We start from the raw sequence: 12,649 nt of genomic DNA, 5'->3' as shown, positions 1-12,649 counted from the left end.
TTGGATATATGTACATACCGAATATGAAAAAACTTGAAATTGATATCACTCATAACTGCACATTACAATGCTTTAATTGCGACCGGGGGTTATCGCTGCTTCAAGGGAATAAAAATACAACTATGGAGCTGGCGCAAATAAAAAGGTTTGTAGATCAATCTATTTCCTGTGGGCAGCCTTGGGAGCAGATAAGAATAATGGGTGGAGAACCAACGATTCATCATGAATTTAATGAAATTATACATATTATGTATGAATATAAAAGAGAGTATAACCCCTCCCTTAGATTAATTGTATCAAGCAACGGATATACTGCTTACACTAAGAGAAAGCTATTGTGGCTTGAGGAGAATTATCCGGACATAATAATAGAAAATACAAATAAAGTGGATAATTACCAACAAGGATTTAATCTGATTCATTATGCTGTTTGCGATATTCACAATAATCCAAATTATGAATATAAGGGCTGTTGGACTACTGAAGCATGTGCTATCTCATTGAATGCCTCCGGTTTCTATTGCTGCGCAGTAGGAGGTGCTATAGATAAATTCTTCAAATACAATATTGGGATAAAAGATTTAGCAGAAGTGAATGTTGAAAATCTATCCAAGATGTTTAATCCGCTATGTTCAAAATGCGGCCGCTATCAGCAGCTGCAAGTAGATAATAATAATATTGAGGTAGTAGTTTCTGCAACTTGGAAAAAATGTTTAGAAAATTTTGATGAAAGTGATTGTTTAGACAGATATTAAATCTAGCTTGTTCACATTATTGAAACAGACAAAAATATCCATACCGTGTAAGATGGAAGTATTGGGATAAAAAGTGAGGTGAATAAAAAAATGCCTAAAACAAGACGTGGTAGAATACTATCGAAAATGCCGGCAAAAGGACGGGGAACATGTCCTGTTTGTTTGAATACTCGTGTTAAATTGTTATATACTCGGGTAAATAGCGATAAAATTTCGATTACAGTTTGCAAAGCGTGTACTAAGGCTTCAGCGGAACGTTTAGATGGCGCTATTTTGCATGCATCAAATCTGGCTTTTAGAAGGAAACACGCTTCGAATTTCCATAAAAGGTTTTTTTTAACTAAAAGTATTTAGGATTTAAAGCGGTCTTAAGATCAGTTAATTGATCATAGACCGCTTTTTATTTTTAATTAGCTCGCTATTTCTCTAGGAGATGGCTCTTATAATTACACTTTTATGAAAACGCATACAATTAAGAAAAGATCAATATTAAATCCCATCAATGAATTTTTTTGACAAAATAATTTCTTTTTCTATCCTAATGTTCATTTATTTTCAATATAATTGAAGAAATATATATTTTTTTGTTGGAATGTGAGAGCAATAATTGACATTTTATTCATTGGGTGTAATACTTAAATACATCTTTAATTCAATATATTACCAAATATATCAGAAATGGATATCTCTAATTTTATGAATTGTTTATCGGATGTTTTTTTGGATGAGCTAGATATGAATATGAATAAGTGGATGAGTGAAGTCCGTGTTCCTAACGTATCTATTTCAATAATCAGTAATATGAGAGTGGTTTCAGAGAAAACATACAGCAGTTTAAGTGGAGATCTGGATAAAACGGACAATGTAAGCTTTGAACTGGGATCAATATCCAAAACGATTACCTCATGGGGAATATGCAGATTAGCGGAGCAAGGTATGATTGATTTGGATGACCCGATGAGCAAATACTTAACATATATAGATTTTATTGATCTCAGTCGGGTGACTGTCAGAATGGCTCTGAGTCATACTTCGGGACTTGCTCCTGTGGGCTACCTTGGTTATCGGCTTCATCAGTCATTGCCTTCAGTTACTGAGAGCTTGAAAGGAGCGGGTAATACAGCGCTAACACAAACTGCAGAGCCAGGCGGGAATTTTTGCTACTCAGGAAGTAATTACACTTTATTGCAGCTGTTAATTGAAACATTAACCGGAACATCATTCGAAGAATATATGAAACACCAGATATTACATCCGTTGGGGATGCTAAATAGCACGTTTGATCGGAATGAATTGGCTATGATGCCGTCATACAATGTTCTCGGATTTAAAAGTAAGGAACTACACTATACGGAGAAAGCAGCCGCCGGTCTATGCAGCTCCATAAATGATTTCTCCAAGTTTTTATTAGCAAATATGTACCACAGTAATAGTAAGCATATGCCTATATCAGATAAAAGTTTAACAATGATGCATTCACGCGTGAATAGAAGGATCCCATATGGACTGGGCTATTACATATTTACATTACCGAATAACATAAAAATGATCATGCATAGTGGCATGAACATTGGGTGGTATGCCAATTTTATTGTTCTACCTGAATTAGGGGAAGGCATCGTTGTTATGACAAACAGTAATTACGGTCAAATCCTTTCCGTGAAAATAGTCAAGCATTGGTTGGAAGAGTTAACAGGGCCTCTGTCTCAAAAAAATCTTGATTTATTGAAATTAAACCCAGTCAGTAAATCGTCTGTGTTATTTAAGGGCTTGATGTACCTCAATTCCAGGAAAAATGTAGTCCTTTTATGAGGATAAAGCAGATTATATAGGAGCGTGAGATGATGAAATCAAAACACAGCGGAGTAATTTCCTTGTTCTCCTATTCCAAATATGAACTGGAAGTAATGCTGGACCTCTTATGCTGGAGGGAAAAGCCTTGATTAATCCCAAGCTACACGCTGAAGCAGTGGATGATATCTTGTCGTTAACTTCTATGCAGGAAGGCATGTTATTACAGTATATCAAGAATAATAGTAGCACATTATATTTAGAACACCTGAGTGTGGATTTTACTGGTGAGGTTGTTCTTGAAGTGTTTGCAAAGACGTGGGAGGTATTGGCAGAAAACAACGAAATGTTGCGGACAACATTCCGTTGGAAAGGCTTGAATAAACCGGTACAAGTCATTCTAAAAGAAAATCATATAAACCTGCGTCACTATGATTTTAGTACTTACGGGAAAGATAGCGATATCCTTTATAAGGAAGCAAAAATGAGAGATCAAATGAGGGAGCTTGATTTGTCAGAGGTGCCTTTCCGGGTACATTTTTACACTTTGGATTCTTTGAATCACAGTATGCTGCTAAGTTATCATCATATTCTTTTCGACGGATGGAGTGCAGCTAATCTGATCAAAGAGTTTGTGACTATTTACGCGAAAATATATCACGGTGAGACCGTGCCTGTATTGCGTAAAACGAAATTTAAGGAATACATAAAGCATACAAAGCTATATTCGAAAGAAGAACAAAGCCTATTTTGGAGTAGCTATTTAAAAGATTTTGTTGGCGGAAGCTACTTACCCAAGATTGTCACCGGCGGTACGTTAGTTGAGACACATTCGTATCCATCTTTCTTTAATAATGAAGTTATAAGTTCTCTTCAAAAATATGCAGAAAGTTTTGATGTCACACAATCGGCAGTGTTATATACAGCTTGGGGAATATTACTCCAAAAATATAGTAATACAAATGATGTTATATTCGGAACAGTTCTATCGGGCCGGGATCTGCCCATAGAGGGTATTAATGATATGGTTGGATTATTTATTAATACAGTACCTTTACGCTTTAAGTTTTCACCGAATGATAGTTTAGTGGGGATTATGAAAGATATCAATCAGTTATTAAGTTCCGATTTCGTTAATATGCCTTTGGCCGAAATTCAGGCTAATAGTGAGCAATATGACAGTTTATTTGATTCTTTGCTGATCATTCAGAATTATTCGGTTGATCCCATGATCTATTCTAATGCTTTGCCTTTTCATATGGAGTCATTTGCTATGTCTGAATCTACCCAGTACCCGCTGGTTCTTGAAGTGTCTTGGCCCCATGGTAAAGAAACACTAGTTGTGCAGTGTGCTTATAAACCCGATTTGTTCAGTAAAGAAACAATCATCAATCTATTAGAGCATTATCAAAATATTGTAATTGAAATTACATCTGGTTTTGTTAATTCAATAGCAGATATTAAAATGCTTTCTGAAAAAGACAAGAGACACTCCGTTTATGATTTCAATCAGACTGATTCACCCATCCCTCATAAGGGCGTGCACCAGCTTTTTGAAGAAGAAACAATAAAGAACCCGCATCAAATAGCCATTGAGTATAAGGATACTCAAATTACTTACAAGGAATTAAAGGATAAATCAGATACACTCTCTTATCAATTGTTGCAATCGGGGATCTGTGAGGGACAGATTGTCGCCATTCTCCTTAAACATTCTCCTGAATTGGTTACAGCAATATTAAGTGTGCTGAAGTCGGGTGCAGCCTATCTTCCAATTGATCCGAATTATCCGGAAGAAAGGGTATTAGCATTGCTGCTGGAAAGTGGAGCGAAAGTATTATTAACGCATGAGGCGTACATACGTGAAGAGATGTTTACATCATACAAGGGAGTCATATTTGATGTAGACGCAGCAAATATTAAGCATGATTTACCAGAACAAATTTTTGCACCTTTAGCGCTAAACAACATGGATCAGCTTGCCTATTTAATGTATACGTCCGGATCAACCGGACTTCCCAAAGGTGTTATGGTTACGCATAGAGGATTGACTAACTATATTTGGTGGGCAAATAAAGTTTATGTTCGTGGGCGTGAGTTGGCGTTCCCCTTATATTCTTCAATATCATTTGACTTAACAATTACTTCTATATTCACCCCGTTAATTTCCGGCAATAAGATAGTTATTTATGACGGGCCTAATAATGCTGATTGTTTTAGAAAAATAATCGAAGATAATAAGGTCGGTTTAATTAAGGCCACACCTTCACATTGTAAATTATTTGAACAAATCATATTATCTAATTCTAACTTGAAGGTACTGATTGTTGGCGGTGAGGATTTTGGAACGGTATTGGCAAAGAAGCTGAGTGAACAATTTAATCACGAAATCGAGATTTATAATGAATACGGTCCAACCGAAACGGTTGTTGGCTGTATGATTCACAGGTATTCCCCATCGGCTGATAACGGCAGCACAGTTCCTATCGGTGTTCCGGCAGATAACGTTCAAATCTATTTGCTGGATAATCAATTATGCCCGGTACCCGATGGTGGGATCGGAGAAATCTATGTTTCCGGTGACGGAGTTTCCCTTGGGTATTACCAACAACCCTCATTGACACAGGAAAGATATCTTCCCAATCCGTTTATCAAGGGACAAAAAATGTATAAAACAGGTGACTATGCCAGGAAAATTCCGAATGGAATCGTCGAGTATATCGGGAGAAATGACCAACAGCTGAAAATTCGGGGGCATCGCATTGAAACCCGAGAGATTGAAGTGAGATTGTTAAGTTTCACCGGTATACAGGAAGCCATAGTGGAAGCTAAAAGGAGTTTGAATGGAGATAATTACTTATGCGCTTATCTGGTGTCGCGAGAACCTTTAAACATCCGTTTGCTTAAGGAGCATTTGCTTCAATTTTTGCCCGAATATATGATTCCGTCAAAATTTATTCAATTAGACAAGATACCTGTAACGCATAATGGGAAAGTAGACCGTAAGCAGCTATCAACGATCGATTATGTTGAACAGACCGCTGACTTGTCCCCTCTAACCCAAACGGAACAAATTATAGTTCGAATTTATAAAGATATCCTAAAATGCAACACGGTTACTCGGTATAACAACATCTACGAATTAGGCGGACATTCATTACAGTCCATGATGATTATGTCAAGAATTCAAAAAGAAATGAATGTAAACGTACCCATTTCTATATTCGGTTATTCCAATATTGCTGAAATTTCGGAGTATATTGAAACACTGGAGAAGAGTACGTATGAAATGATAACACCTAGTACACAAAGCGATTCTTATCCCGTATCCCCCGCGCAATACCGGATGTATATCTTGAATTTATTGGGAACTTCAACAGGTTATAATATGCCTTGTGTCATGAAATTGGAGGGGTTGTTGGATACTGTACAATTGATGAACGCCTTTCATGTTTTGATAGAAAGACACGAATCTCTTAGGACTTCTTTTAGTTTACAAGATACAGGCCCCGTTCAAGTTGTTCATAAGAAGATAGAATTTAATTGGGAATTAAAGGAGTGTGAAGAGAGCGAAATAGATGCTTTGGTTGAAGATTTTATTCAACCGTTTGATTTAGCCAAAGCACCACTGTTTAGAGTGAGGTTGTATAGAAGTGGCACTTATAAACATTATCTATTATTCGATATTCATCACATTATTGCAGACGGGCAATCGCTTGATATCATAATCAATGAAATTACAGCGCTTTATTCCAATAACGGGGAACTTCAATCAATAAATGTACAGTATAAGGATTATACCCATTGGTTAAATCATAATCTTACATCTGAAGCAATGAGGAAGCAAGAAAATTATTGGCTGGATATGTACAGATCCGGAATTCCAGTCATAAACTTGCCGCTTGATTATGAGAGGCCGGCAATTCAATCTTTTCAAGGGAAAAGCGTGAAATTTAATTTTAATAAAGATTTAACCGCACGAGTATTAAGCATGGCTAAAGAATCGCAGTCATCCGTCTATATGGTACTAATGACTATTTACATGGTATTACTTCATAAATTTGCAGAGCAAGACACTATCATCGTTGGTTTTCCGGTTTCCGGCCGTAGCCGTGAAGAGATCGCCGGAACCGTTGGGATGTTTGTCAATATGCTCGCATTGAAACAGACAATTGATACTAATAAAAGCTTCCGTGATACATTGAAGCAAGTGAAAAAAGGTGCAATAAAAGCATATGAGAATCAAGATTACCAATTTGATAAATTAGTGGAGAAGCTTAACCTCCGTAGAGACCTGAGCAGAAATCCGATCTTCGATGTAGCTTTTGCCTACCAGAACACTGATCCAAGTAACATCCGTTTTCAAGGGGTACATGTCACTTTAATTGAATATCCTGATAATGCCTCGGCCAAATGTGATTTGACGCTTAATGCAATTGAGAAAGAAGAGCAGATTAGCTTCCAATTTGAATATAACATAAGTTTATTTCGAAAAAATACAGTGGAACAATGGGCTGTTTGCTTTGAGAGTATTGCTGACCAAGTAACCCGTAACCCCCAAAGCCTTATATCTGCTATCTGTTGCGCACAAGATGAAAGAAGGTGAAACGCAGAAATGCTTCCGGAAATTGATTGTTTTTTTATTGGATACAATGAAATGGTATTTGCGGAATATGAACAAACATTACGGAATATGTCAGCGGAATCGAACGCCTATAAGGATCTAAGGCTTAACTTCGTGAAACATAATAATCAGGTATTTACTGCTAACGATATGCTGAATGAGTTGAGGTTCTCTAATGAACATGACGGAAGAGGAAAAGTGAGCTTAACGAATGTCTTTAATTTGACAATTGCCTACCTCGGATCCTTCTTGGACAAAAGAGGCCTGTCCTTTGATTATATTAATTCTTTTCAATACGAAAAAGATACACTGGTTCATAAACTGCTGCAACAAAATATAAGAGCGATTGTGATTCCTACGACATTATATGTGTCCCCTATACCAATCATTGAAATGGTTCGCTTAATCAAAGAAACAAACGATAAGATTCCTGTGATTGTCGGCGGCCCCTTTGTGGCAACTCAAATGAAATCACAAGATCAAGAATCAATCCAAATGTTATTAAAATCTATTAACGCCGATTACTATGTCCATAATGCCCAAGGTGAAACAGCATTGGTAGAATTGCTACATGCTATGAAAAATAATCAAAACATATCCGGCATGAATAATGTTATATATAAAAATAACAAAACATATATTTTCAATGATTTTATTCCCGAAAATAATAGCTTAGATGTAAATATGCCTGATTGGAGTTTGTTTTCCGGTCGTCTTGGAGAATCAGTTGCCATGCGCAGTTCAATTTCTTGTGCGTTTTCTTGTTCTTTTTGCGGATTTCCGGAACATGCGGGTAAGTATCAAACAGCTTCATTAAATGCTGTAGAAAATCAGCTGAATCAGCTACAACAACTAGGCTCCGTAAAAAGAATCAATATGATTGATGACACAATTAATGTACCCCCGGCGAGATTTAAGGAAATGTTACGGATGATGATCAGAAATGAGTATAACTTCTTATGGAATTGTAATTTAAGGTGTCAGTTTGTTGATGAAGAAATGGTTATGTTAATGAAAGAGAGCGGCTGTGAAGGGGTTTTTCTGGGAATTGAATCCGCTAATCAGACGATATTGAATAATATGAACAAGTTAGTAACCATCGATAAGTATAAAAAAGGTATAGAGTTACTAAAAAAATATGATATTACTACTCACGCTTCATTTGTAATTGGATTTCCCGGCGAAACAGAGGAAACTGTCATGGATACAATTCAGTTTATTGAGGAGTATCAACCGGACTTCTTCAGAGCACAGTTATGGTATTGTGATCCGTTTACCCCAATATGGAACGAAAAGGATAAGTATGACATACGGAACTCACAATTTGAATGGAAACATGCGACTATGGATGCTTCCACTGCAAGTAATTTGATTAAAAGTATGTTTATAAATATAAAAAATTCCATTTGGATGCCCCAGTACAATTTTGATTTTGTAAGTGTGTTCAGTTTGCAGAATAGGGGACTGGAACTTGAACAAATAAAAGACTTCATTAAAGCGTTCAATCAGAGTATCAAAAATCAGTTGCAAAATCCCCAATCCGAGGATATTAGTCCAAACTTGCTTCGTACCATGAAAAAAGCTTGTTTAGATCAGAAAAAAAGCTTCAGTTCCCGCTATGATGTTGAATTTGACTTTGAGAAAGAAAAGGGGCATGTATAGGGAAATGAACCATTCAAAAACACTCGAGAAGCTGCAATGGGAACTTCCCATTGATATAAGTGAAAGACTCATAAAAACAAGTAAGAATACAGACCTTTCATTATTCGTACTACTGGTGGCATCGTTAAAATTAATGTTAGTAACAGATTATAAGAATCAGGATTTTGCCATGTGGGTGCCTCTTTTGGATGAGTTTGATATGCCAGAGGATCACAATAGCCTTGTCTACATTAAAACGGAAATTCCGGATCTCAATATTACGTTTAAGGAATATTTGTTAGCGGTGCGGCAATCTGTGCTTGATGCTTATGAAAGTCATTGCAGTGGAATATTGACGCAAAGACCAGCGGTTCAAGACTCCAATAACTCATCGATCTTCTGCTCATTGGAAAATATACATACTGCAGAGCAACAGCCGTTACAACAATATTATGATTTTACTTGCAAATTTAAAAGAATTCAAAATCGGATAATGTTCACATTATCCTATAATTCTATAAACTTTGAGAAAAGTACGCTTGAAGGATGGCTGGGAAATTATGTGGAATTGTTATCCATTATTGTGGCCAATCCTTTAATAGCTATCAAGGATATTCACTTTTTATCAGAGCGCGACACCCATTTTATCAATAAATTCAATGATACGGATTACATAGATAACAGCCAGAATTCAGAAGTTATCTATAAGGCTTTTGAAAGGCAAGTAAACGAAACACCTGAAAGTGTTGCATTGATATTTGGGAACGAGCATTTAACTTATGCGGAGCTTAATCAAAAAGCTAACCGCTTAGGCAGATATATTCAACGAAATCACAGAGTAGATAAAGAAATGCCGATCGGAATTTTCGTAAAAGAATCCCTGGACATGATTGTAGCGATGATAGCGATTATGAAAACCGGCGGTGCCTATGTACCAATTTCAGTTTCATATCCTACGCAAAGAATAGATGCAATTTTGGAAGACTGTAACATTAAACTGGTTATTACGAATAGCGCTGCTTTGATGGTTAACCCCACTATTTCACCGGTAAGAGATACAACTGACATCATTTGTTTGGATAAAGAAGATACTCATATACAGGCGGAATCGAAGGATAATTTGGAAACAAACAGCCTGCCTACGGACTTGGCGTACATCCTATATACTTCTGGAACGACGGGAGTACCTAAGGGAGTATTAATTGAACATAAGAATGTTATGAATTTAATTAGTGGCCTTTCTAAATGTGTATACCAAAAATTCAATGAACAATTAAATGTTGCCTTAATAGCTTCTTATGTGTTTGATGCATCTGTACAACAAATATATTCTGCTTTATTGATGGGGCATACGCTCATAATTGCAGCGGAGGATATAAGAAGGGATGGAAGCAAATTAATCGACTTTTATATCCGGAATCGGGTTCACATTTCTGACGGAACACCGGTTCACTTGCGATTGATGAATTTGGCAGGAATACAAGGCAATGCGGATCAACTATATTTAAAACAACTGCTAATCGGTGGAGAGGTATTAATTCAGAATATAGTCGAAGAGTTCCTTGACCAATTTGATGGCAACAAACCGCTCATTACAAATATATATGGTGTGTCGGAATGCTGCGTAGATTCTACCTTTTATAACTATGATTCATCGACAGCTAATTTATCAATCATTCCGATTGGAAAGCCTTTACCTAATACATGCGTTTACATCTTGGATGACCAATTAGAACACTCACCGGTTGGTTCAATTGGGGGAGTGTACATTTCAGGAAAAAGTGTAGGAAGAGGTTATATGAATCGACCGGAGTTAACGCAGGAACGGTTTATTTCTATTCCTCATATTTCAGGAGACATTCTTTTTAAAACTGGAGACAGGGGGAGAATTAATTATAAGGGTGAATTGGAGTATCACGGAAGAAGTGATCGGCAAGTTAAGATTAGAGGATTTCGGATAGAATGTGGTGAGATTCAAGCTGTCTTGTCACGGTATGAGGGAATCGTTGATTGTTTAGTGATTGATGATGAAGATTCAACAGGTGATAAGTATCTGTGTGCCTATTATATTTCGGATAAAACGATAACCTATTCCACACTTAAAGATTACCTGAGTGAATATTTACCTGATTATATGATACCTTCATATTTTATGAGAATTGATTCTATCCCTATTAATCAGAGTTGTAAGATCGACCGTGCGCAGCTGCCTCACCCGGCTAGCCAAATGGAACTTAACGAAAGTCCATCTGGTGACCGCATTGAAAATGAATTGATTGAGATTTGGAAGGAACTATTGGAGATAAAGAACTTTGGTACTGCCACCAGTTTTTTTGACCTAGGGGGGCAGTCGCTGAAGGCAGTGCTATTGCTGGCTAAGATAAATAAAGTGTTCTCTGTTGAAGTATCCCTAATGGATATTTTTAGTAACACTACAATAAAGGAACAGGCACATTTGATTCGTCACCAGAACAACGTGGAGATTCCGGATGTCCAATCCGTACCCCAAGCGGATTATTATGAGGTGTCATCTGTTCAACAAAGAATTTATGCACTCTGTGAGTCTGATGCAGTAGGGATGACCTATAATATGCCGATGGCTTTAAGAATAAAAGGGGCCATTGATAAAGAGAAGGTAGAAACGGTATTCCATTCACTGATTGCAAGACATGAAATACTAAGAACACAGTTCTCGCTCCAAAACGGGAAAATTGTTCAAATCGTTAAAGAGAATGTTGATTTCAGAGTTGCGTTCAAAACATGTTCAGAAGAGAGCGTGAATAGAGAAATAAACCAACTGATATGTCCGTTTGATTTAAAGCAAGCTCCGCTGATTAGAGCTAATTTAATTGAAGTCGCCCATGATGAGCATTATTTAGTTGTGGATATGCATCATATTATTGCAGATGGGGTATCTGTCGGAATATTAATTCAAGAATTTCAGGAGTTGTATATAGGAAATCATTTGCCAAAAACCGAGCTGCAATATAAAGATTATTCATCCTGGTACAACAAGCTGGTTAAAAGTCCGGCGATTGATAAACAACGTGAATATTGGATTAACGTATTGAGCAGTCCGTTGCCAGTCTTGAATATTCCAACGGATTATGAATGGCCATCCGTTAAGACTTATGACGGTGCTCAGACAAGCTGTTACTTAGAAGGAGACTTACTGGAGCGGTTAAATCATCTTGCCAAAACCACAGGTGCAACCCTTTATATGGTATTGTTAGCCGCATATCAAATCATTTTATCTTTATATTCTCAGCAGGAGGACATCATTGTAGGAAGCCCAACCTCCGGCAGAAACCATCCCGGTTTAGAGTCCATGATTGGTATGTTTGTAAACACGGTAGCTGTTAGAGGATATCCGTCCAAAACAAAGAGCTTCAGAAAATATCTGGAGGAAATCAAGGTTAGTGTGATCAAGGCGCTGGAGAATCAGGATTATCAGTTGGATGATCTGCTGCAAAATTTGAAGTTGCCCAAGCAACCGGGTAGAAACTCATTATTTGAGGCATTTTTTGAGCTGCAAAATGCTGATATTCCTGCGCTGGAGCTCGAGGAGCTTTCTTTTATCCCGTATGAGCTTGAAACCTGTAATACAAAGTTCTCATTAATGTTAAGCGCAGTTGAGGATAACAATAGATTAAGGCTTAACCTGATGTATTCCACCAAGCTTTTTATGCAGAAGACTATTGAGGATTTTCTTGAAGATTACGTAAAGGTTCTGGAGGCGATTGCCAATAATAAATACATCAAAATAGAAGCCATTATACAGGGGATTCATAATCAGCAAGATAAAAATATTTTTGATGAAAATAGCTTCACATTATAA

At 37.0% G+C, this 12,649-nt stretch carries 5 protein-coding genes; all 5 read left to right on the top strand.

Features of this window, described 5'->3' with window-relative positions:
- Positions 1-23 precede the first annotated feature (23 nt).
- The 5 genes from F1381_RS00120 to F1381_RS00095 all read left to right on the top strand — a co-directional run bounded on the left by F1381_RS00120 (position 24) and on the right by F1381_RS00095 (position 12,649).
- A complete protein-coding gene (locus F1381_RS00120; protein WP_187355116.1) occupies positions 24-755 on the top strand; it encodes a radical SAM protein in 732 nt (243 codons plus the stop codon).
- A 696-nt stretch (positions 756-1,451) separates the two neighbouring features.
- The gene (locus tag F1381_RS00110; protein ID WP_187355115.1) at positions 1,452-2,567 is read left to right on the top strand and encodes a serine hydrolase domain-containing protein; all 1,116 of its coding nucleotides are present in this window, start codon (positions 1,452-1,454) and stop codon (positions 2,565-2,567) included.
- A gap of 127 nt (positions 2,568-2,694) precedes the next feature.
- Positions 2,695-7,152, top strand: a complete 4,458-nt coding sequence (locus F1381_RS00105) for a non-ribosomal peptide synthetase (protein WP_187355114.1) — start codon at positions 2,695-2,697, stop codon at positions 7,150-7,152.
- Positions 7,153-7,161: 9 nt separating this feature from the next.
- Entirely contained in the window at positions 7,162-8,832 is a 1,671-nt protein-coding gene (locus tag F1381_RS00100; protein WP_151732801.1) for a PhpK family radical SAM P-methyltransferase, read from the top strand.
- Between the two features lie 4 nt (positions 8,833-8,836).
- Positions 8,837-12,649: a non-ribosomal peptide synthetase gene (locus F1381_RS00095; RefSeq protein ID WP_187355113.1), complete on the top strand. Its 3,813-nt coding sequence runs from the start codon at positions 8,837-8,839 to the stop codon at positions 12,647-12,649.

It is taken from the genome of Paenibacillus tengchongensis (assembly GCF_008973665.1).
GTDB classification, from domain to species: Bacteria; Bacillota; Bacilli; order Paenibacillales; family Paenibacillaceae; genus Paenibacillus_AQ; species Paenibacillus_AQ tengchongensis.
The sequence above is the reverse complement of the archived record's forward strand: the minus strand, read 5'-3'. Positions and strand labels throughout refer to the sequence as shown.